This is a genomic window from Sphingobacterium rhinopitheci (assembly GCF_022627575.1).
Lineage (GTDB): Bacteria > Bacteroidota > Bacteroidia > Sphingobacteriales > Sphingobacteriaceae > Sphingobacterium > Sphingobacterium rhinopitheci.
Genome location: NZ_JADEYQ010000013.1, coordinates 1 through 22,062, shown reverse-complemented (window position 1 = coordinate 22,062; position 22,062 = coordinate 1). Strand labels below are relative to the sequence as shown.

18 protein-coding genes and 1 pseudogene are annotated in these 22,062 nt (G+C 32.9%); 15 read left to right on the top strand and 4 right to left on the bottom strand.

The window, feature by feature from the left end; genetic code table 11:
• Positions 1 to 68: 68 nt before the first annotated feature.
• Positions 69 to 347, bottom strand: a complete 279-nt coding sequence (locus tag IP023_RS11750) for a hypothetical protein (RefSeq protein WP_241790559.1) — start codon at positions 345 to 347, stop codon at positions 69 to 71.
• 561 nt (positions 348 to 908) lie between these two features.
• Complete coding sequence (locus tag IP023_RS11745) at positions 909 to 1,709, bottom strand: GIY-YIG nuclease family protein (RefSeq protein WP_241790558.1); 801 nt, start codon at positions 1,707 to 1,709, stop codon at positions 909 to 911.
• 296 nt (positions 1,710 to 2,005) lie between these two features.
• Here IP023_RS11745 and IP023_RS11740 point away from each other — a divergent pair.
• Together IP023_RS11740 and IP023_RS11735 are read left to right on the top strand one after the other, a co-directional pair.
• Positions 2,006 to 2,194, top strand: a pseudogene (locus IP023_RS11740) (HipA domain-containing protein); the annotation flags it as partial.
• Positions 2,195 to 2,477: 283 nt separating this feature from the next.
• On the top strand, positions 2,478 to 3,077 hold the full coding sequence (locus IP023_RS11735) for a transposase (RefSeq protein WP_241790556.1): 600 nt from the start codon (positions 2,478 to 2,480) through the stop codon (positions 3,075 to 3,077).
• Between the two features lie 172 nt (positions 3,078 to 3,249).
• Here the strand turns inward: IP023_RS11735 and IP023_RS11730 are convergent, their stop codons facing one another.
• Both IP023_RS11730 and IP023_RS11725 read right to left on the bottom strand, forming a co-directional pair.
• Positions 3,250 to 3,783, bottom strand: coding sequence for a hypothetical protein (locus IP023_RS11730; RefSeq protein ID WP_241790555.1), 534 nt, complete (start codon positions 3,781 to 3,783; stop codon positions 3,250 to 3,252).
• On the bottom strand, positions 3,783 to 4,109 hold the full coding sequence (locus IP023_RS11725) for a hypothetical protein (RefSeq protein ID WP_241790554.1): 327 nt from the start codon (positions 4,107 to 4,109) through the stop codon (positions 3,783 to 3,785). Before IP023_RS11725 ends, IP023_RS11730 begins: the two co-directional genes overlap by 1 nt.
• 799 nt (positions 4,110 to 4,908) lie before the next feature.
• On the opposite strand from IP023_RS11725, the gene IP023_RS11720 reads away from it, so the two are divergent.
• The 13 genes from IP023_RS11720 to IP023_RS11660 all read left to right on the top strand — a co-directional run.
• Positions 4,909 to 5,451: a sigma-70 family RNA polymerase sigma factor gene (locus IP023_RS11720; RefSeq protein WP_241790553.1), complete on the top strand. Its 543-nt coding sequence runs from the start codon at positions 4,909 to 4,911 to the stop codon at positions 5,449 to 5,451.
• A 68-nt stretch (positions 5,452 to 5,519) separates the two neighbouring features.
• A complete protein-coding gene (locus IP023_RS11715) occupies positions 5,520 to 6,581 on the top strand; it encodes a FecR family protein (protein ID WP_241790552.1) in 1,062 nt (353 codons plus the stop codon).
• 127 nt (positions 6,582 to 6,708) lie between these two features.
• Complete coding sequence (locus IP023_RS11710) at positions 6,709 to 10,203, top strand: SusC/RagA family TonB-linked outer membrane protein (RefSeq protein WP_241790551.1); 3,495 nt, start codon at positions 6,709 to 6,711, stop codon at positions 10,201 to 10,203.
• Positions 10,204 to 10,213: 10 nt separating this feature from the next.
• Complete coding sequence (locus IP023_RS11705; RefSeq protein WP_241790550.1) at positions 10,214 to 12,034, top strand: RagB/SusD family nutrient uptake outer membrane protein; 1,821 nt, start codon at positions 10,214 to 10,216, stop codon at positions 12,032 to 12,034.
• An 11-nt stretch (positions 12,035 to 12,045) separates the two neighbouring features.
• A complete protein-coding gene (locus IP023_RS11700; RefSeq protein WP_241790549.1) occupies positions 12,046 to 12,423 on the top strand; it encodes a BACON domain-containing protein in 378 nt (125 codons plus the stop codon).
• A gap of 2 nt (positions 12,424 to 12,425) precedes the next feature.
• On the top strand, positions 12,426 to 13,952 hold the full coding sequence (locus IP023_RS11695) for a sulfatase family protein (RefSeq protein ID WP_241790548.1): 1,527 nt from the start codon (positions 12,426 to 12,428) through the stop codon (positions 13,950 to 13,952).
• 1,498 nt (positions 13,953 to 15,450) lie between these two features.
• Complete coding sequence (locus tag IP023_RS11690; protein ID WP_241790547.1) at positions 15,451 to 15,654, top strand: helix-turn-helix transcriptional regulator; 204 nt, start codon at positions 15,451 to 15,453, stop codon at positions 15,652 to 15,654.
• The gene (locus IP023_RS11685; RefSeq protein ID WP_241790546.1) at positions 15,654 to 15,989 is read left to right on the top strand and encodes a HipA N-terminal domain-containing protein; all 336 of its coding nucleotides are present in this window, start codon (positions 15,654 to 15,656) and stop codon (positions 15,987 to 15,989) included. Before IP023_RS11690 ends, IP023_RS11685 begins: the two co-directional genes overlap by 1 nt.
• Positions 15,982 to 16,911, top strand: a complete 930-nt coding sequence (locus IP023_RS11680) for a HipA domain-containing protein (protein ID WP_241790545.1) — start codon at positions 15,982 to 15,984, stop codon at positions 16,909 to 16,911. Before IP023_RS11685 ends, IP023_RS11680 begins: the two co-directional genes overlap by 8 nt.
• A gap of 92 nt (positions 16,912 to 17,003) precedes the next feature.
• The gene (locus IP023_RS11675; protein WP_241790544.1) at positions 17,004 to 17,330 is read left to right on the top strand and encodes a nucleotide pyrophosphohydrolase; all 327 of its coding nucleotides are present in this window, start codon (positions 17,004 to 17,006) and stop codon (positions 17,328 to 17,330) included.
• A gap of 29 nt (positions 17,331 to 17,359) precedes the next feature.
• On the top strand, positions 17,360 to 19,540 hold the full coding sequence (locus IP023_RS11670; protein WP_241790543.1) for a DNA/RNA helicase domain-containing protein: 2,181 nt from the start codon (positions 17,360 to 17,362) through the stop codon (positions 19,538 to 19,540).
• A 100-nt stretch (positions 19,541 to 19,640) separates the two neighbouring features.
• Positions 19,641 to 20,474 (top strand): hypothetical protein, encoded by an 834-nt coding sequence (locus IP023_RS11665; protein WP_241790542.1) that lies wholly within the window; start codon positions 19,641 to 19,643, stop codon positions 20,472 to 20,474.
• Positions 20,471 to 22,062: DEAD/DEAH box helicase family protein (locus IP023_RS11660; RefSeq protein WP_241790541.1), on the top strand; the 1,592-nt coding region annotated here is incomplete at its 3' end. The genes IP023_RS11665 and IP023_RS11660, both read left to right, overlap by 4 nt.

Below are 22,062 nucleotides of genomic sequence, written 5' to 3'. Positions count from 1 at the left end.
ATTTTGAAGTCCTAACTTTAATAGTTAATGTAATTTTTGTTTTTTTAAAACACTTTTTTAGGAAACATTTATTTGGAATTCAGCTTATATATATTATATAATCTCTTAGTATCTGCTTTAATTACATCTTTGTCAATTAATTCTATTTCAAAGTAGGTAGAGAAATCACTGAAATTTTCATTTAATAGGGTATGGTAATCAACGTCAGCAAGAAATGTAAAAATATAACCATCTAATTCTTTTAATTTTTCGACTTTGTTACTTGAATTTGTTAATTCATTATAAATAAAAAGCTGTCCCAATCCAATACAATTTGATTGTTCTATATAGTCTTCATAAGTTTTCATAGTGTGTCTAAATAAAATGTTTGCGAATATATTAAATTCATATTCCTGTTATTGGTCTATTGTAAAGACATTTTTTTGTTTGTAAACTTAAGTCTACAGTGGGTTATCATAACCTCAATTTTTAGTGCTAATAAAGTGTTCACTAATTGAATGAATTTGCAATTTAAGTCGGAAATTTGGTTAACCAAATTTATTAAGATAGTTTAGGGTGCTTTGTTACCATTTCACTTGCTGTCAATGAAGTTTCTTCCGTTTCCCTCTCATCACTAGTGCTCCAACCTATACAATTACTGTCGTATATGTCTAGAAAGTGATTTAGGTATAATAAACCTTCCTAGGTATGGATATATGTAATATCAGATACCCCAAACATCACAGATTATTTTTATAGGTTATCATCGTATCATGGCTTCACGTTATGCTAATGATCTTGACTCAAATTTAATAGGGATCTAAGTTACGCAGCATGCTAGGTTCCTTGTGGAAGTACGTTTTATATACGGTATATTCAACAAAGGGATCGTGCTAAGGCAGAATTTAGTGCCCGAATAACCTGATTTGTTAAGTAATATTTTTAGTTAATAGGTGTCTTTTTATAATCCTTCGGGTATCACGGTTGTCATTTTTGAGGTTTATTGCCTTCAAAAAGGTGTTTTTACTTCTCGTATTTATTTTACAATAACCAAATCCTTTGTAGGTGCCATCTTTTATATAGATAATTCCCTTTTCGCTATCATGACGTCCCTTCACTTGTATGAATACCTCACCCAAAGGTAATTCTGAAGCTTCAATAAAACTGTTGACACGACTATTGTAGATTTCTACTTCTTCCTGACGGATACAGCCACCATTGCACCCTTTCAACTGATATTGGAAACAAGGACCTTTGGATTTGTACAATAGGTTTATTTTTTGACATAGTTTGTATCTTTCTGTTATGGCAAAAAGACGCTCTTTGCCCTCAGCATATGATATGAAGGACATTATTTCATCTTTTGAAGGCTCTATTTTTTCAACTAGTAATTGTTTATATCCATCTTCATTGACTTGTGTATACAAACCATACGTATACTTAGTCTTACGCCCTGCGCGATTATATTTCGGTAGGTGCAGTTTTATTAAATCTGATTCGTGAAGTAGGGCTATTGTTTCATCCCCCATTAATTCATATGCTATACGGGATGCTTCCCTTTGAATTTTTAACTCCCTATAATCGGTACTTCTGAAATGTTGTATTAATCGCTTTTTTAGGTGGATACTCTTTCCGATATATATTAATCGGTCACTACTGTCATAAATAAAATATACACCCACTTCATTAGGTATATCACGTAGCAATTCCATTAAGTAGCTTTCCATCATCTATGTAACTACAAATTAACTAAATAGTTTTCTGTTTATAGATATTCCCTTGCTGCTCGTCGGGATTCCTCCATTCTCCAAGCTGCCTAATACAATACAACGGTAAATGCTTAATGGACTGTTGTTGTAGGTCATATCTTAACTCAAAGATAACAAGCGCATTTTTGTTTATTAAATTATTAGTTAAAATGTAAAGAAATTTGACATGTTTCAGAAATTAAAGAATGCTTAATTATATGTTTTACGTATAGTATAGTTTGTTTTTTAAGTTTTTATAAGTTTATGCATATAATTCTAATATCGGCAATATTGATATGCACCTTAAAAACTTCTCCATGGTCAAGGAGCATCATTTGGGCTGGGTGCTATCTGCAGCGTATGATCTGTTGAATGTGAAGATTATCTTACCACCAGGATCTCAACGAGTAATTAAAATAGGTAAGCGTAGCATATTGTTCAAAAAAACCTACCCCGATGTTTTGTAATAAAAGATGATTTGTTGTATCTTATAGCTCAAGCTTTTAAAGCAATGGGCCAAAACAAAGTAACCGAAGTTTTTTTAGAAAAATTAAGGCCCTCTGTACTTTAGCTCGATACCCAAGTGGTGCATAAGCAATTAAATACGTTCCAGTATGGCTTCAAAAACAAATTAATAGTCTTTATAAAATGTATCATTAAAATTTAAGAAAACAATATAAAGTCCTTAATCCGCTCATCATCGGCAGAATACTTAGTTTTTATTATTTGATTATTTCAAAAAAGTATGTTATGAACAAATTCAATCCTCATAAGCATTATCGGAGGTCTATAAGGCTAGCAGGTTATGATTATGGCCAAGCAGGATTGTATTTTGTTACAATTTGTTGTCAAGATAGAGCGCATTTATTTGGATCCGTAATAGATGGAGTGATGCAGTTAAATACTGTCGGACAAATAGCATCACAAGAATGGCTACATACGGAGGAGATAAGAGATAATGTTGTATTACACGAATATGTAATCATGCCTAACCATGTGCATGGTATTATAGAAATACGATATCCAAAAGATTCAAGTAATAAGATTGGGAAATTTACTTCACCTAGTCAAACAATAGGAGCTATAGTAAGAGGATATAAAATAGCTACTATAAAAAGAATAAAAGATATGCTGAGTAAGGGCGAAAGTAAGGGTGGTTGGGGCGAATTGCAATTCACCCTTACTTTCGCCCCAACCGCCCCAATCAAGATATGGCAGAGAAACTACTATGAGCATATCATAAGAGATGAAAGAGCATATATTAACATCAGTACATATATCAAAAATAATCCGCGACAGTGGGCGGTTGATCAAGATAATAACCAATCAAATACACCGAAAACCAAATAGTACTATCTTTTATTAGCCTTTTGCAGATAGAAGGCTATAAATATATGGTAAGGAATTAGCTAGAGCGGTAACTGTCCTGATTTGAATGGTTTATTCGCTCTTAAAAGGCAGTGTCCAAAAAACGGTGTAAATAGAAAATAAGGAGGGTTTAGAACGCTATAGATATTACATATTAAAAGACATACGATACGCCTGTTCTAACATATAATGATATTGGCTTATCTGAAAACTCTTTTCCCGAAATAGAAGGTCCTGCTAAAAAATTCAATTGAATACCCGTATTTTTTATTTGTTGCCTTATTCCCCAAAAAATAGCGCCTCCTACTTGAAATTTTTTATTATCAAATCTAGATATTTTATTTAGGGGGAATAAATGTGAGAACCCTGTTGCCCCTACAAAAGAAGCACTATTTCCTGATATATTTCTCTCATTTTTGCTTCTCTTATATATATTATAGTAATATTTATAATCTAGAGATACATTAGTATTGAATTGCACGTCAAATTTATTTACATAATAAAGTGTACCAATACCTAGTGAGCCTTCCAAAGATGAATTAGTACTGATTGGAAATTCTCTTGAATAGTTTAAACCAGTTATGAATACATTTAAATTAACTCTATTTTGAGGATGAATAAGTTGAGTTTGCGAATAAGAATTTATACTTATAGCCAACAATGGTAAAGAATATATAACTTTTTTCATTATGATTTATTTTTTTCATTTATACCTGTTCTCCACTTACCTTTAACCTTTCCAGCTCCAACTATTCTCCCTGAAATTACTTTCGGACTTTTGGATGGCTTAAATCCTAAAGTAGTTGAATTGCCATTACTTTTTAATGAAATAATTGCAGTTTGAACTTCTTTTAGTTCTATAATAATGTTATCATATGATTTCAAATATTGATCTAAATCGATATTTGAAGTAAATGCTCCACGTCCTTGTTCTAAAGTTTCCACTTTTGTTTTATTATAAGAATAGAGTAGAAAGGTCATACAAAACAGAAAGGTGAGTTTCTTAAATGGCATAATAATTTTAACAAATATTAAATAAAATTCATTAATTTTAAAATTAAAGCAAAATAAACACCTAGCCAAGTTATTTTATATCGTTTGTGGCAATAATTCTACTTATTTATATTATATTTAAACACCAAGGTAAATTTGACTTCAATCATCGATAATACCGAAAAACCAGTAAATTTCTCTGTATAGATGTCTTGGTTAATAGTTATTGAAAATAATAAGATTTTTAACGTTATCTATTTATACAACATGAACTGGAATTTATATATCCTATATAGATCAGGATGAAAGTTCTAGTTTTACTTGTTTTGATATTGATTTTAAATGGTTAAAAATAGATCTCAATAATGAACTAGTTTACTATAGATAGGAGCTTTATTTTTATGAAAAACTCTCAAGAAAAATATGAGCACATGCTCTCATTGGTGAATGGATAGCATTCAATTGACCTTATGTTTACAATAGCTTTCTGGGAAGGTTTTTATCTATATGATGGACTATGCGGACTGATTAGTTCGGACGTTCATAGACAGGATAATAATTTGTAGATGCAAAAATTTGGTTTTCAAAATAAGATCTTATAACTACTCATTTGGATCGTCTATTTGATAGGTTTTCAGAGGATCTATAATTTAAGTTACTAGGAGTTATCCGTTTAACATCGCTCGATAAACGTATTTTAAGGATAAAAAAGGTTTTTTATAACTGTGTTCTTTTCATTTAGCATTGTCATTAAAATTTTATTATAAATATTTGATATGTAGGACATGAGATTTGTATATTGCCATACTTTATACTAATTATGATTTTGACCAGCTTATCTACCGAAAATAAATTGAAAATTGCTGTAGAGCGAGATGAGTATGTATTTAAATCTTACTTTATCACCAATTATAAAGTGTTTGAAAAATATGCATTTAGTTTTCTTAAAGACAAATATTTAGCCGAAGATGTTACTTCTGAGGTGATGTGGAAGATGTGGCATCTTGGAGAAGATTTATTGCGGATAGGCAATATAGAACAGTATATATTTAAGAGTATCAAAAATAAGTGTTTGAACATGATGCGCGTTCGACAACCTAAATTTGTGAACCATGATGATGTACCGGAGCATGCTGATGACTCTTTAAATCCCGAGAAATTACTCATCGGAGCGCAAGCTGTTGCCAAAATAGAAAAAGCCATTTCAGATCTACCTGAAAAAACGAAACAAGCTTTTCTTCTAGTCAAAGAAGAGAAAATGACCTATAAACAAGTGGCAGAATGCATGAATATTTCGCCAAAAACTGTAGATCGACATATCCAAAATGCCGTCAAAAAACTTTTCAGTTTTTTAAAGTTATAAAAATTAATACCTACTATGGGGAATTTAATTATTTGATGTGTCTATAATAGAAGAACGCACAAATAATTATGTCAAATACCGAAGAACATTACCTTTTTTTAATAAATAAATTGATGCAAGGCGATAGCACGGCAGAAGAACGTGATGAGCTGATGCAACTTGCTGAAGGTGATGTGGAAAGATTAAATTTTATCAAATATTTGACATCCAGCATTAATAAAACAGACTTACTGGAAGCTGAAATAGTCTACGAAAAGACAAGACCTAATGACTTAATTCAAAAAGATCCAATATCTACCATTCAACCAAAAATCAACCGTATTAAGCATGTTTATAAAATCATTGCAATAGCCGCTTCTGTAATTATTACTTTGCTTTCGAGTATTTATTTTTTCGAAGTTAATACTCCATCATCCGATGAAAATTGGCAATATATCACTACTAACCGTGGTGAGCGCAAATTTCTAACCTTGAAGGATGGAACAGAAGTATGGTTGAACAATGAAAGTGAGCTCAAAGTACTAAAGGGATACGGTGAAAAGCATCGCAGAATGGAGCTAAAAGGAGAAGGTTATTTTTCAGTCGCGAAAAACCCTGAACTACCACTTTATATCCAAACCAAAGATACTGAGGTGAAGGTGCTTGGAACTATTTTTAATTTGAATTCATATCCGGAAAGTCAAGCTACCACGACTTCACTTATAGAAGGTAAAGTCTCGCTCAAAATTGAAGGTGGTAATCATACTAAGGAGATTATTATGAACCCAGGGGATCAAGTGAAAATCTCAAAAGCTAAAATCGAAAAAAACTCAATAAATCTAAATCTGAAAAATTTGCTCCAGAAAGAAGCAATAAGTTATACTAAAGCTGATGTAAAAGCTGCTAAAGTTTCGGATATGCTTTGGGTAGACAACAAGTTGGTCTTTAATAATTTAACCCTATCTGAGATTGCTTTTAAACTTGGACGTTGGTATGATAAAGAGATCATCATTGAAAATGATCAATTAAGAGACTTATCCTTTTCGGGAACTTTCGAAGAAAAGGAGTGCACGCAAGTCCTTGATATTTTAAGAAAAACTAGTCTGAAGATTAATTACCAAATAAAAAATGATACAATATATATTTATTAAATGAGAAAGTAGATAATAAAAAAGAGGGTAGGTCTACCATGTAGCCACTACCCAAAAACGTACTAACCAAGAGTATCAAGCCCTAGGAAAGTGGGATACTCTAATGATTAAATTAAAATTCAAAATTATGAAAAAAAACTCACATGCTTATACACATGTGCCAATTGCTTATTACTTTAAGTGCTTGATAATCCTTAAGTTATTATTTTTTTTTACACCTACCTTTGCAGCGCATGTTTTTGCAAGCGAATCTTTGGCGCAGGATTATGTAACAATCAATTATAAGGAGGCAAAACTTAAGTATATTCTTTTAGCAATCGAGGAGCAGACTGAGGTTGCATTTATTTACAACGATGATGCAGTTAAAAATGTCTCTATTGAAAATATTTCTGTAGAGAAAAAAAATTGGAAAGAATTTCTTTTACCGATTTTAGCAAAGAATGCTCTTCAAGCGGAATTTATTAGTAACCAGCGTGTCGTGATTAAATCCAAAAAGTCGCTTCAGCAATCTACAGTTTCTGGTTTAGTAACAGATATTAATAAAAAACCGTTGTCCAATGTATCTGTAAAGCAAGTTAATAGTTCAAAATCGACCATAACAGATGCTGAAGGAAAATTTTCTCTAGAAGTTACAGGTTCTAATGTTGTTTTACATTTTTCTTCTGTTGGTTTTCTTTCCAAACAAGTGCCTGCCCAACAGGGGGTGATGCAAATTGTGTTAGAAGAGGACTTGGCTCAATTGGATGAAGTCGTGGTAGTAGGTTATGGTACTCAAAAGAGAGTTAACTTAACTGGATCTGTTAGTACAATTTCGGGGAGTGAATTGGAAAATAGACCGGTAGTAAATGCTACTCAAAGTTTACAAGGCGCTATACCAGGACTAAACGTGAGTGTCAATGGAGCTACTAAACCGGGACAATCTTTTAAACTTAATGTGAGAGGTGCAGGTAACCTTAGCGGATCAGATCAGCCTTATGTGCTCGTAGATGGATTGGAAATGTCATTAGCTGATGTAAATCCCAGTGACATAGAGAATATTTCTGTACTTAAAGATGCTTCTGCAGGTGCTATCTATGGTTCTCGTGCCGCATATGGTGTAATCTTAGTTACTACAAAATCAGGTAAGGCAGGTAGAAAGCAGATAAACTTCACAAGTAATACCGGATTTACTTCTCCAATTAGATTGCCGGACATGGTAAACTCGGTAGATTTTGCCAATTATTTTAATGCTGCGACTTTTAACGCATTGGGGACTAGACAATATTCAGAAGAAAAAATTGCATTATTACAACAATATATAAACGATCCTACATCGGTTTCTATATTTCCAGAAGTATCGAACAATAGCTATGGAAGTTGGGAGAATTCGGCGAATGGTGTAGCGAATACAAATTGGTTTGATTTACATTACAAGCCTTATGCAATGCGTCAGAATTATAATATAAACCTTAGTGGAGGAAGTGAAGGTACACAATTTTTTATTTCAGGAGGTTTGTATGATGAGGGGGGATCACTGCGTTATGCGGACATAAATTATAACCGATATAATTTCAATGTGTCAGTAAATTCACAATTAACAGATTTTATTAAAGTGAAATCAAATGTTAAGTATACACAGAACGCTAATAAAACGCCATTGGCAGGCTATGAAGATAGTTTCTTTCATAATCTAGCCCGTATGCGTCCGAATGTGTCGCCATATGATTTTTATGGTAATTGGAATGAGCAATCAATGATTCCTTACCTACAATCCGGATCTGAAGGCAAGACAAATAACGGGACTTTGGTATTATTAGGTGGTTTGGAGATTTCTCCATTGAAAAATTGGAAAGTGTTTGCTGATTTGAATTTTAGAAGAACCAATTATGATGGAAGCACTTTAAAACTGCCAGGTACAATCTATGGTATTGATGGAATGCCTATATCTGTAAATAGATCGGAATATAATATCCCACTTACGGGCAGTTTCTCACGTACAATGTCGGAGCAAAATTATATCACGCCAAATATTTACACGAATTATAAAATGCAATTTGATAAACATCAAATTGACCTTACAGCAGGATTTCAACAAGAGTACATGCAGTACAAAGAGTTGACTTCATCGGCAACAGAATTAATTAGTTTTGATAGACCAGGTACAGATTTGGCAACGGGTACCAAATCCTCGAGTGAAGCTCGTAATCACTGGGCTACACGTGGTTTTTTTGCTCGTGTAAATTATAATTACGCGAATAAATACCTTTTGGAAGTGAACGGACGTTACGATGGTTCTTCTCGATTTGCAGCATCGCAAAGATGGGGATTCTTCCCCTCGGTTTCTGTCGGGTATAATATTAGCGAAGAGGGGTTCATCAAAGATAATGTGTCTTGGATTGATCAACTAAAAATTAGAGGTTCTTACGGGAATCTTGGTAATCAAGCAGGAGCAAACATGTATGCTTACTTAGAAAGTATGAATATTATTATTCCTGGTCCAGGAACGGGCGGACGCTATTATTTTGGTAATGACCGTGAAAGCTACATTCAGGCTCCAGCGGCATTTAATCCATTAATTACGTGGGAAAAAGTGCAAAGTATAAATATAGGAACTGACTTTACAATATTAAATCAACGGTTACAGGGTACGTTGGAGTGGTATCAAAGAAATACCAGAGATATGTTGGGTCCATCGCGTGATGTAGCGGATATGTTCGGTGCTACCGCGCCGCAAACGAACAATGCAGATTTGCAGACTCGAGGATGGGAAATTTCTTTGAAATGGAGAGATAAAATCAATGACGATTGGAGCTATGATGTAGGTATGATGCTTACAGATTACAAATCTATTGTTACTAAATATCAAAATCCAACAAATTTCAATCCGGGAGGAGCTTGGTATGAGGGTAAGCAAGTTGGTGAAATATGGGGGTATACCTCACATGGCTTGTTAAAAACTGTTGAAGAAGCAAATGCATACAATCAATTAAATCGTGGCTATCTTTCGGCAAGAGATTGGCTTGTAGGAGATGTCAAATATGAGGATATCAATGGTGATGGAAAGATAGATATTGGTGCTAATCGATTAGGCGATATGGGTGATTACGGCATCATAGGTAACAGTAGTCCACGTTATAATTTTAGTATTTCCGGAGGATTGACTTGGAAAGATTGGTCTATGAATATGCTATGGCAAGGTGTTGGAAAGCAAAATTATTTGCCTGCAGCATTAGACGCCTATTTTTGGGGATCAGGCTCACTCGCTCAAGTTACCGTATTCCAGCAACACTTAGATTATTATACGCCTGAAAATCCAGACGCGTATTACCCTAATCCGTATGCTTCTCCAGTAGGTGCTATTAGTTCGTATACGAACAAAACGCAATCGCCATCAAGTAGATACGTGCAAAATGCTTCATTCATACGCTTAAAGAATTTGACTATACAATATAGTGTACCGAATGAGGTTAGTAAGCGAATTGGAATCAATAGATTATCAGTTTTTGGCAGTGGAGAAAATCTATTGACATTCACCAAATTGGTGAAAATGTTTGATCCAGAAACTCTGGCTGGCGGTTCTGGAACGGGTAAAATGTATCCATTAAGCAAGGTTTATTCTTTTGGTGTTAATCTTACTTTCTAATTGTATTCAAATGAAAATAAAAAACTATATATATGCTTTTTCATTCTTGTTTATGACAACAGGGTGTAATGATAATTTTTTGGATCGTTTACCTATAGATCAACTTTCGACTACAGGTAGTTTAGCCACGGCGAACGAGCTACGATTGTACATTAATCAATTTTATGAGAAGCTACCAAATCATCCAGCGTTTACTGGAGGAGAGGGTATTGCTTACGATGATGCTCGTACGGACAATATGATTTTTACGACAGTTAATCCAAGATTAAATGGTCAGTTGACTATATCAAATGCACAGGCATTAAATGAATATAAAGATATTCGTGGACTAAACTTTTTCTTAAATAAGGCCTCTGGTGTAAAAGGAAATCAAAGTGATATCGACCAGTATATTGGTGAGGCATATTTCTTTCGTGCTTGGTTTTACTTCGAATTAGTCAAGAAATATGGAGACGTAAGTTGGGTTAATTCTTTATTGAGCTCTGATGATGAGTCAACTTTATTAGCACGTGATAGTAGGGTTGTTATCATAGATTCAGTGCTAAATGATTTACAAAAGGCGACTACATTACTTGGTACTAAAGCTAATAGTAGTTCTATGCGTATTCATAAAGATGTGGCACACGCTATGATTTCAAGAGTTGCGTTATATGAAGGAACTTGGCAGAAGTATCATAAAGCTAAGAATACAGGTTTCGAAACAAGTACAGTTACAGATGCTAAGATCAAAGAATATTTGACTGCTGCGAAAGAGGCAGCACAGGTAGTAATTAACAGTAATCGTTGGTCTATCTCTACTACAGGATCGGAATTGACAGATTACAGAGATTTATTTAATACCGCTGATTTGAGTGCCAATAGAGAGGTCTTAATGTGGCGTAAATATAACCCTGCTGAAAATATTGGCCATGGTGTTTCTAAATATTTATCTACTGGTGGTGGTGATATTGGAGTTACGCTGAGTTTAGTAGATGATTATTTGACACGCGACGGAAGACCATTTGTTGGCACAGAGAGATCTTCACATCAAGCTACTTATGGTGAAGAACTGCTTCCTACGATACGCGACCCTCGCTTATCACAGACTGTAGGTGTTCCGGGAGAGCCTATTCGACCGGGAGGTACAGTTGCAGCATTTCCTCCTATTAATCAAAGTGGAATGAACAGAAATACAACGGGATATCCGATGTATAAGTATATAGAATACGATAATATGGCGGCAACTTTGGATGATGGAATGAGTGCTGCGCCTGTAATTTATTTCCGATATGCTGAAGTTTTATTAAACTATGCAGAAGCAGTTGCTGAGTTGGGTGAAGATTCACAACTAGTGATTGAAGCATTGCGTCCACTAAGACAGCGTGTGGGAATGCCTGAAGTGAACTTTGATCGTGAATTTAATGCAAATTCAGATTACGCATTTAATGATTTAGGAAAAGTAATCCAAGCTGTACGTCGAGAGCGTCGTGTGGAAATGGTGGCAGAAGGTACACGGTTAGCCGATATTTTCAGATGGGCAGCAGCAGATAAACTAATTGTTGGTAGAAGACCACTAGGTGCTTTATTCGTAGGATCTAATCTGGATACCGAAAATTCTCTAACAGGATTTTATAATAGTTCATTACTATATTATGATACTGCCCCTGCAGGTAAGTCTGTAAATTTTTACTTAACAGGTAGCGCAGGTGCTGCTCTAAGGTACATCGATCCGTACAAAGCAGTTCTTCCAAATGGATTTGGATTTAAAGTTAACAGAGATTATTTATTGCCTATCCAACAACGCATGATTGAGTTAACTGATGGTAAATGGCAACAAAACCCTAATTGGTAATTATGAATACGATGAAAATTATAACAAATAAATATTTAAAAATTCATTCAGCTATTTTTAGTTTGCTGTTGTTACTAAGTTCTTGTAGTAAAGATCTGCCTGTAGCACCACAAGCTGGCCCATTTGAAGTGACTCATGATATTCCAGTAAGTGTACTAGCTTCAGGAGGTTCATATAATCTCACAATCGATGGTACAACCAATGGTTGGTGGATTGTAAAATCTGAAAATGTATCTTGGCTGACCATTAATAGAATGTACGGTTCGGCTAAAGTTTCACAGCAAATTACGATTTCTCCAAACACAGGAGCAAACGCTCGCGAAGTGACTATAGAAATAAAGGCTACGAATAACGAATCTAAAATTATAAAGATAAGTCAAGCAAAATAATCATGATTAAAAGGCTTATATTGTTTGCTGTAGTAATGGGAAATGTAATTATTTCCCATGCACAGCAATCCAAACCAAATGTTGTTATTATTATTTCAGATGACCATTCGTACCAAACTATTGGAGCTTATGGATCCAAAATTGGGCGTACCCCCCACATCGATCGTATAGCGAAAGAAGGGCTAGTTTTTAATAATGCATATGTGAATAATTCTATTTGTGGGCCAAGTCGAGCAACCTTGCTTACGGGCAAATACAGTCACAAAAATGGATTTAAGGATAATGAAACTTCTCATTTTGATTTTTCACAGAATCTATTCGTGAAAGATTTGCAGAATGTGGGCTACAAAACAGCGTGGATTGGTAAAATACATTTAGGTCATAAACTGCAAGGTTTCAATTATTATGATATTCTGAATGATCAAGGACATTATTTCAATCCTGACTTCATTTCAAAGAAAGGAACGGAACGTGTCGAAGGTTATGTGTCGGATATTGTGACTGACAAGGCTATTAATTGGCTCGATTCTATTGACACAAACATTCCTTTTTGTCTAGTCATTGGTCATAAGGCTACACATCGTACGTGGATGCCGGACCCTAAGGATTTTGGTACTTATGATAACGATGAATTCCCTTTGCCAGAAACTTTTTATGATGATTATTCCTCCCGAAAAGCTGCTGCTGGTCAAGAAATGTCGATTGATAAAGATATGCGTATGGGCTACGATTTGAAAATGTTTGAATCGTGGGAAAAGATGATGGCCGACGGTAATTTCAAGCGTATGAATGAGGACCAAAAGAAGCAATACGCAGCATATTATCAGCCGGTTTACGAAAAATTGCATGCAGATAAGTTATCAGGTAAGGCTTTGGCTGAATGGAAGTTTAGAAGATACATGATAGATTATTTGAATACGGCGCAATCCATGGATCGTAATATTGGACGCGTATTGGATTACTTGAAGGCAAATAATTTAGAACAAAACACGATCGTTATTTATCTTTCGGACCAAGGTTTTTACATGGGTGAACATGGTTGGTTTGACAAAAGATTCATGTATCAAGAATCATTTCGCACACCATTCATTATGAAATATCCAGCGCTAATTAAAAATGGAGTACACACGGATGCAAATATCGTAAATGCTGACGTTGCACCTACATTATTAGAATTGACTGGTGTTAAAAAACCTCACGATATGCAAGGTAAATCTTTTGTTTCTGTTTTAAAATTAGCTAAAAAGGAACATAGAAAACAAATATTCTATCATTATTTTGAGAATGGTGAACATGCTGTTTCTCCACATTTTGGAGTCAAGGAAGGACGCTATAAGTTGATTCGTTTTTATAAGCGAGTAGAATCATGGGAACTTTTTGATTTGCAAAATGACCCGCAAGAATTAAAGAATGTATATGATGATCCGAAATACAAAGGGGTTGTCAAAAAAATGAAAAAGGCTCTGTTGAAACAAATCAAAGAATTTGATGATAAAGAAGCAGAGGGAATTTTTAATAAGGTTATTTAAAATTTCTATAAGTCAATGATTAATTTGAATTGTGGGTAATAACATATATTTACCCACAATTCTTCTTTAAATGGATCTCAGTACCAAAAAACGGTATATTTCTTTCACATATTTCAATACCAAAGGAAGTTTGAGATGCTATGCTAAGGAAAATAACTTTTAAAAGAGCAAAGAATTGAAGGATGAAACTTTTTTGATTAATTGACAAAATTCAAGGCTGCATTCCTTATGCTATTCTTTTTTCAAAGCCTAAACAAAATTAAACGCTCTACGTTCAAACAGAATTTTGTTCTTTACGTCTTTGATGCTCAAGAATCACACAGTCGAAATGCTATGCCGTCCTTTTTTGGATGCTGCTAAATGTAATTTACGATCTATTTGCAGTATGATGATACTGAAGGTTGACAATTGATTTTGGTTGAATGATCAGTTATCACCTCTATCGCCGGTGTGGGCGACAAACTTTGTCTTGAAACAAAGTTTGACAAAATTCAAGGCTGCATTCCTTATGCTATTCTTTTTTTCAAAGCCTAAACAAAATTAAACTCTCTACGTTCAAATAGAATTTTGTTTTTTACGTCTTTGATGCTCAAGAATCACGCAGTCGAAATGCGATGCCGTCCTTTTTTGGATGCTGCTAAAATGTTCTTCAACGATGGCTATTGATTTTGGTTGAATGATCAGTTATCACCTCCATTGCCGGTGTGGGCGACAAACTTTGTCTTGAAACAAAGTTTGACAAAATTCAAGGCTGCATTCCTTATGCTATTCTTTTTTTCAAAGCCTAAACAAAATTAAACGCTCTACGTTCAAACAGAATTTTGTTTTTTACGTCTTTGATGCTAAAGAATCACGCAGTCGAAATGCTATGCCGTCCTTTTTTGGATGCTGCTAAATGTAATTTGCGGTCTATTTGCAGTCTGATGATCCTGAAGGTTGGCTATTGATTTTGGTTGAATGATCAGTTTTTACTTCCATTGCCGGTGTGGGCGACAAACTTTGTCTTGAAACAAAGTTTGACAAAATTCAAGGCTGCATTCCTTATGCTATTCTTTTTTTTAAAGCCTAAACAAAATTAAACGCTCTACGTTCAAAATTGAATTTTGTTTTTTACGTCTTTGATGCTAAAGAATCACGCAGTCGAAATGCTATGCCGTCCTTTTTTGGATGCTGCTAAATGTAATTTGCGGTCTATTTGCAGTATGATGATCCTGAAGGTTGACAATTGATTTTGGTTGAATCATTAGTTATCACCTCTATCGCCGGTGTGGGCGAGAAACTTTGTCTTGAAACAAAGTTTGACAAAATTCAAGGCTGCATTCCTTATGCTATTCTTTTTTTCAAAGCCTAACTTATCTATATCTAATCGGGATAGATTCTTAGTAAAATTGCTTTATTATACCCTAAAAGGTATAATGTTGTGTTTTACCTAATTTTTATACCCGAAGTAGTATAATTATTAAATTTTACTTATATTTATATCAGAAAAGGTATAATTATGGATTCGTTACGACAGTTTGTTAAGCAAAAGAGGAAAGAACTTAAGCTCACGCAAGAGGATTTAGCATTAAATGCTGGGGTTGGTTTACGCTTTGTACGTGATTTGGAGCAAGGAAAGAAAACGCTTCGTTTGGATAAAGTGAACGATGTGTTAGCTTTATTTGGTAAAGAGGTTGGTGTAATAGATAAAAGTAGAGACTAATGGCACGTCAAGCAAAAATATATTATCAAGATGTGCTGGCTGGATATTTAGCAGAAGGCGATGGTGGATTTACATATCGTTACGATAAGAAATACCTTAATTCTACAGACCCTAAACCCATTAGCTTAACTATTCCATTATCAACACAAACTTATCATAGTAAAGTCTTATTTCCTTTTTTTGACGGTCTTATCCCTGAAGGATGGCTTTTAGAAATTGGTGAAAAACATTGGAAGTTAAACCCTAGAGATCGTTTTGAGTTGTTGATTAACTTATGCAGAGATACGATTGGGGCAGTATCTGTCTATCCGATGGAGGCGGAAGACAATGCCTAATTGTTTATTTTGTTATAAGCATGTCGAGGAAGGTAATTATCATCCTAATTGTTCAAAAAAGTTTTTCGGTACAACCATTGTTCCCACGCTTGAATTGGATCAAGAGAAGCTAAATAAGTTAGCTCAAATTACGGTAAATGAAAGGTTGGCTTTGACAGGAGTTCAACCTAAAATATCGCTTAGTTTGAACGGTGATAAAGGTAATAAAAGATTAACCCTAGTAGGTCTTTGGGGTGATTATATTTTAAAGCCTCAATCTTTAGATTATGCTTTTATGCCTGAGGTGGAAGATTTGACAATGCACTTAGCTAAGTTGTTTAAAATTGAGACAGCCAATCATGCATTAATTCGTACCTCTGAAGGGAATTTGGCTTATATCACAAAAAGATTTGACCGTGTAAAAGGTCAAAAAATACACGTTGAAGATTTATGTCAACTTTCAGAGCTTCTTACAGAACAAAAATACAATGGTTCTTATGAGCGTGTAGGTAAGATTATAAAGCAATATGCTACTAACTCTGGTTTGGATATCATTAAATATTTTAGATTGGTCTTATTTAGTTTTCTGACAGGAAACAACGATATGCATTTGAAGAACTTTTCTTTGATGCATACAGACAGAGGAATTTTATTATCTCCTGCCTATGATTTATTGAATGTAAACTTAATCTATCCAAAAGATAAGGAAGATTTAGCGTTGACCTTAGGTGGTCTAAAACGTAAAGTCAAAAGATCAGATTTTGATCAATTCGCTATGAGTTTGGGCCTGTCCAATTTGGTTCGGGAAAATATTTATAAAGACTTTTCAAAGCAATGGGTTAAGGTTCCAGATTTTATCAATAGAAGCTTCTTGACTGAAGAATATAAAGAGCAATATCTTCAAATCTTTGAAAATAAGTTAAAGCAAATACTAAATCATTAATCTACAATAGAAAAACCCTTTTATACGGTTTCCCTTAGTTTATTAAAGCTTTTCTAAGTATATTTAAAAATTCAATATAGTATTCTAAATTTATGAATTTTACTGATTTAATATCTAAAATTATAGCTTTTCGTGATGATCGGGATTGGAAGCAATTTCATAATTCGAAGGACTTAGCCATTGCATTAAATATTGAAACTTCTGAGTTGCTAGAGTTATTCTTGTGGAAAGATAATGAAGATGTTAATAAAGAAAAGTTAAAGGAAGAGTTAGCAGATGTTTTGATGTATGCGCTATTGTTAGCAGAAAAACACCAATTAAATATTGAAGAAATAATAGATCAAAAAATAGAAATCAATAATCAAAAATATCCTGTAGATAAAGCAAAAGGATCTGCAAAAAAATACAACGAATTATAATTTATTCTACCAAGCCTAAATACCTATTCATGAGCTTCAGTATACATCAATATTCTTTTGATCAAGATATTGAGTCTAATTTAAGTACTAATCATCTAGATTATTTAAATTGGCCTTTAGTCTATTTTTTGGAAGAAAAAAATACTAAAAACCAATTAATACGTGATGCTTATGTCGGTGAAACTACAGATGTAGTAAATCGATTAAAAGCACATAGTAAAACAGCAAAAAAACAAAATCTAAATAGTGTAAGTCTTATTCTAAGTGAATTGTTTAATAAATCGGCAGCGTTGGATTTGGAGTCTAACTTGATTCGGTATATAGCTGCAGACGGTAAATATTCGTTGCAAAATGGGAATTTAGGAATCTCTAATCATCGGTTTTATCAGCAAAAGGAAGTTTATTGGGAATTATTTAAAGATATATGGACTGATTTACGAAAGTTGGGGATTGCTCGACATTCCTTAGATCATATTGACAATTCGGATTTATTTAAATATTCGCCCTACAAATCTCTCTCTAAAGAGCAAATAACTAGTTTGAAAACTATTTTACATTGTCTCTTAGATGATTCTGCTGCAGTGAGTTTAATACAAGGTGGAGCTGGAACTGGGAAATCAATTTTAGCGATCTTTCTATTTAAGCTATTAAAAACAAATCTTAGTGATTTCAATTATGCGGACTTTGACGAGGAGGATGAAGAATTATTCTTTCTGTTAAGAGAAGTAAAAGCGAAATATGGCGATCTGAATATGGCTTTGGTTATTCCTATGGCTTCTTTTAGACAGACAATTGCTAATGTTTTTAAGAATATAAAGGGTTTATCAAGTAAAATGGTCATCGGTCCATCGGAAATTGTTAAACAAAAATATGATTTAGTAATAGTCGATGAAGGTCATCGTCTTCGCCGTCGTGTAAATCTTGGGTCTTATTTTGGGATATTTGATAAAAATAGTATAGCCTTGGGTCTTGATAAAATGACCTGTTCTGAATTAGATTGGGTTCAATTACAGAGTGAAAAATCAATTATTTTTTATGACCAATTTCAATCTATAAAACCTTCAGATGCGACAAAAGAAAGTTTTGAGCAATTGAAACAACTATCAACCACACGTATTGAAAAGTTAGTCACACAATTTCGTGTAAAGGGAGGTAATCAATATGTTAAGTTAGTACATAACATCTTTAACAATATTAAAATTCAAGATAATACAAATGTAGGAAACTACGACTTCCGATTGTTTGATAATCTTGATGAAATAGTCAGTCAAATTAAGAAAAAAGACCAAATCTTAGGCCTTTCAAGAATGGTAGCTGGTTTTGCCTGGGAATGGATATCTAATAAAAACCCAGAAGCCTATGACATTGTAATTGGCGATACAAAATTGAAGTGGAATAGTATTGCTGTAGATTGGGTAAACTCTCCTAATGCTACCAATGAAGTAGGTTGTATCCATACTACACAAGGCTATGATTTAAATTATACTGGAATAATCATAGGTCCTGAATTGGATTATGATTTTGAAAAAAAAGAATTTGTTGTATATAAAGATGCCTACAAAGATAAAAATGGTAAGAATTCTATTAAGGATGAGAAAGTATTGTTAGACTTTATACTTAATATTTATAAAACTATATTTTTACGTGGTATTGAAGGTACATACGTTTATGTATGCAATAGCAATCTAAGAAAGTATTTTTCACAATTTATGCCTATTTATGCGGAGAATATACCGGCTAAGAATAGCATAGAATTATTATCTCATCCTTCTAAAAGTACGATCCCATATTATAATATATCTGCTGCAGCAGGTAGTTTTTCAGATTTTCAATCTGTAGACGGTGTCCAATATATTGATATGCCTGAATTGTTTAATCCTAGTGATTATTTCGCATGTAAAGTAGTAGGAGAGTCTATGAACAAGATTATTCCTAATGGAGCTATATGTTTATTTCGTAAATATACAGGAGGTAGCCGAAATGGACTTATTACTTTGGTTGAGGGAAATGAAATATACGACAATGAACTGGGAGGGAATTTTACAATTAAGGAATACGCTAGTAAAAAAAGTATTGATGAGGATGGGTGGAAGCATGAAGAGATTGTTCTCAAACCACTTTCTTCACTTGATTACGAAGCCATAGTACTCAGAGATGATCAATTAATGAATTTTAGAGTGGTCGGTGTTTTTGAAAGGGTATTAATTTGAACCAATTCACTTACTCCACTTCAATCGTTGTTGTTAAGCCGTTTGGCAACGTTGTAGGGGTAAACTAAATTAATAAAAAACAAAGAATATATTATTATAAATGTCATTAACTATATCAAGTAAAACCAAAAGTAAATGTGCTAAATATGAATTCAGTATTTTTGAGCATAGTTTATCATTTGTAGATTTAGATAAATATATTCTTGAAATTATATATGACGCAAATAAGTTAAATTATTTATTTCAGTTGAATAATCCTTTATCAAGAAAGGATAGAATCAAACAATTACAAAGATTTATTAGTAGCTCATTTAGAAATAGAGAAGAAAAAGTATGTGATGATGATATATATGCGGATATAAAGAGTAATTCAAAACTTGCAGCATATTATACTTTTTTTGCAGAGGCATTATTAGCGCGTTTAAATATTGATTTTATAGATAATGATTTAGTTACTTCTGTTTTAAGAATAGGTGATAATATTAAAATAACAGGTAATGGAGCAGATGTATGTATGTTTTCTAAGAATAATTTAGTTCTTGGTGAAGCTAAATTTTATAGTGATTTGTACGGTGGAGCGTATAAAATAGTAAATGATAAATCATTCATAAGTAAATTAGATGATTACATATCTAGAATTAATGGTGCTGATAATATTACGATAAAAGGAATAAATGGTGATATTACAATACTAACAGAAGAAGAAATTAAAAAGATTCCTTTAACAGTTTCTGGTTTCGTTTTACATACACAAGATCCAATTTCTACTAACTATACTAGATCATATAATTTGGTGAATTTAATAAATATAAAAAGCCTTCCAAATCATTATAGAATTAATTTATATCATTTACCCATTGAGTCAAAAGAAGAGCTCATATTTAAAGCACAGAGAACTGCATTGGATTTAATAATTAATGAGAAAGGAGTATGATAAATTCGAATGAAAGATTGATTAATCAAAATAATCGGGAAGAGATTATAAAACAACTAGACAAATCAAAAGAAAATGTAGAATTGGAAGATTTATTTCTTTTCGATTTATCACCTTATTATGAGGAAAAAATTGATGATTCTTTTTTTTCTAAGCAATTAGAATTTATTCAAGAAAAAAATCAATTGAAGCATAATTCAAAAATATCTTTTACATCTGAACAAATTAGAATTTTTCACGGAATAACTGAAAATAAACGATGCATTGTTTCTGCCCCAACTAGTTTTGGTAAGACAATGCTTATCAAAGAATTTATATATAATTACGAGCCAAATAAAGTAGTTTTTATCGTTCCTACGAATTCATTAGCGGATGAATTATTAGATGATTTTAAAACTATTTTTACTAGTAAAGGATATGTGGTTTTTGACTCTATTAAAAATTCAGATTCTATAATTGGAAAAAGTATATTTATTGGTACTCAAGAAAAGTATTATAATATTAAAAACCTTTATGATGATAAAATTAATTTATTCGTTATAGATGAAGCTTATAAACTGACAGATCCGATTAAAGGAAGTAGAGAAGTTATACTGAATCGTTCTTTTGTTGACACATTAGAAAAATCTGATAAGCTGATTTTACTGATGCCATTAGTTAACTCTATTTTAGGATTAGAAAATTATGATTTCTCAATATTACAATCTGACTATGCTCCGGTGGCTAAAAATTTTAATGGCATAAATGACTTGAATAAATTAATTAAGCAAGAAATTTCAAATAATGAAAGTATAAATCTTGTTTATTATAATTCACCGTCAGAATTAGAAAAAAACTATTTGAAGCACTTTAAAATACTTAATAACTCAATAGAATTAAAAGATAGTTGGATTCATAGGGTTGAAGAAGATTTTCATCCTGATTGGTTACCTATACAAGCCTTAAAATCTGGAATAGGAATACATTATGGACCAATGCCAAAATTTGTTCAAAAAAAAGTAATTGATTTGTTTAAATCAAATCAATTAAAGAATGTTTTAGCTACTAACTCAATTATTGAAGGTGTGAATACGCCTACAAAAAACATTTATATATATAGTTCTAGAAATATTTTAGGAGATAAAAATTTAGTGAAATACAAAAACTTAATTGGTCGTGCAGGTAGGTTAGGAAAACATAAAGTTGGGAATATCTTCTATTGGTCCAAACATCAGGAACAATTTGAACATGCTAATATTTCTTATAGAGATATAAATATTCAATTTGTTTTAGAAGATAAAGCTGAAATTATCGAAATAAATCGAGATGAGAACTTTTCTAATGAAATATCAATCGATGGGGATAAATCTTCTCATGAAAATACTCTAGAAATACAGTTACAAGATTCTAGCTATTCAAATATACCTGTTAAAGATGTGATTTTATTATTAAATAAACATGGGTTTACAATAAAACAATTTGAAATTTTACTTGATTACATTTCAAACACTCAAAATTTAAAACTTTTAGGAATAATTGGGAAAATTGTAGGTCCAACGGATTTAAATACTTTAAATGTGATTTTAAGTGCTAATTTTAAAACATTTAT

Coding starts and splice junctions, on each gene's coding strand:
- IP023_RS11750 (WP_241790559.1), bottom strand. CDS start 347: ATGAAAACTTATGAAGACTATATAGAACAATCAAATTGTATTGGATTG.
- IP023_RS11745 (WP_241790558.1), bottom strand. CDS start 1,709: ATGATGGAAAGCTACTTAATGGAATTGCTACGTGATATACCTAATGAA.
- IP023_RS11735 (WP_241790556.1), top strand. CDS start 2,478: ATGAACAAATTCAATCCTCATAAGCATTATCGGAGGTCTATAAGGCTA.
- IP023_RS11730 (WP_241790555.1), bottom strand. CDS start 3,783: ATGAAAAAAGTTATATATTCTTTACCATTGTTGGCTATAAGTATAAAT.
- IP023_RS11725 (WP_241790554.1), bottom strand. CDS start 4,109: ATGCCATTTAAGAAACTCACCTTTCTGTTTTGTATGACCTTTCTACTC.
- IP023_RS11720 (WP_241790553.1), top strand. CDS start 4,909: ATGATTTTGACCAGCTTATCTACCGAAAATAAATTGAAAATTGCTGTA.
- IP023_RS11715 (WP_241790552.1), top strand. CDS start 5,520: ATGTCAAATACCGAAGAACATTACCTTTTTTTAATAAATAAATTGATG.
- IP023_RS11710 (WP_241790551.1), top strand. CDS start 6,709: ATGAAAAAAAACTCACATGCTTATACACATGTGCCAATTGCTTATTAC.
- IP023_RS11705 (WP_241790550.1), top strand. CDS start 10,214: ATGAAAATAAAAAACTATATATATGCTTTTTCATTCTTGTTTATGACA.
- IP023_RS11700 (WP_241790549.1), top strand. CDS start 12,046: ATGAAAATTATAACAAATAAATATTTAAAAATTCATTCAGCTATTTTT.
- IP023_RS11695 (WP_241790548.1), top strand. CDS start 12,426: ATGATTAAAAGGCTTATATTGTTTGCTGTAGTAATGGGAAATGTAATT.
- IP023_RS11690 (WP_241790547.1), top strand. CDS start 15,451: ATGGATTCGTTACGACAGTTTGTTAAGCAAAAGAGGAAAGAACTTAAG.
- IP023_RS11685 (WP_241790546.1), top strand. CDS start 15,654: ATGGCACGTCAAGCAAAAATATATTATCAAGATGTGCTGGCTGGATAT.
- IP023_RS11680 (WP_241790545.1), top strand. CDS start 15,982: ATGCCTAATTGTTTATTTTGTTATAAGCATGTCGAGGAAGGTAATTAT.
- IP023_RS11675 (WP_241790544.1), top strand. CDS start 17,004: ATGAATTTTACTGATTTAATATCTAAAATTATAGCTTTTCGTGATGAT.
- IP023_RS11670 (WP_241790543.1), top strand. CDS start 17,360: ATGAGCTTCAGTATACATCAATATTCTTTTGATCAAGATATTGAGTCT.
- IP023_RS11665 (WP_241790542.1), top strand. CDS start 19,641: ATGTCATTAACTATATCAAGTAAAACCAAAAGTAAATGTGCTAAATAT.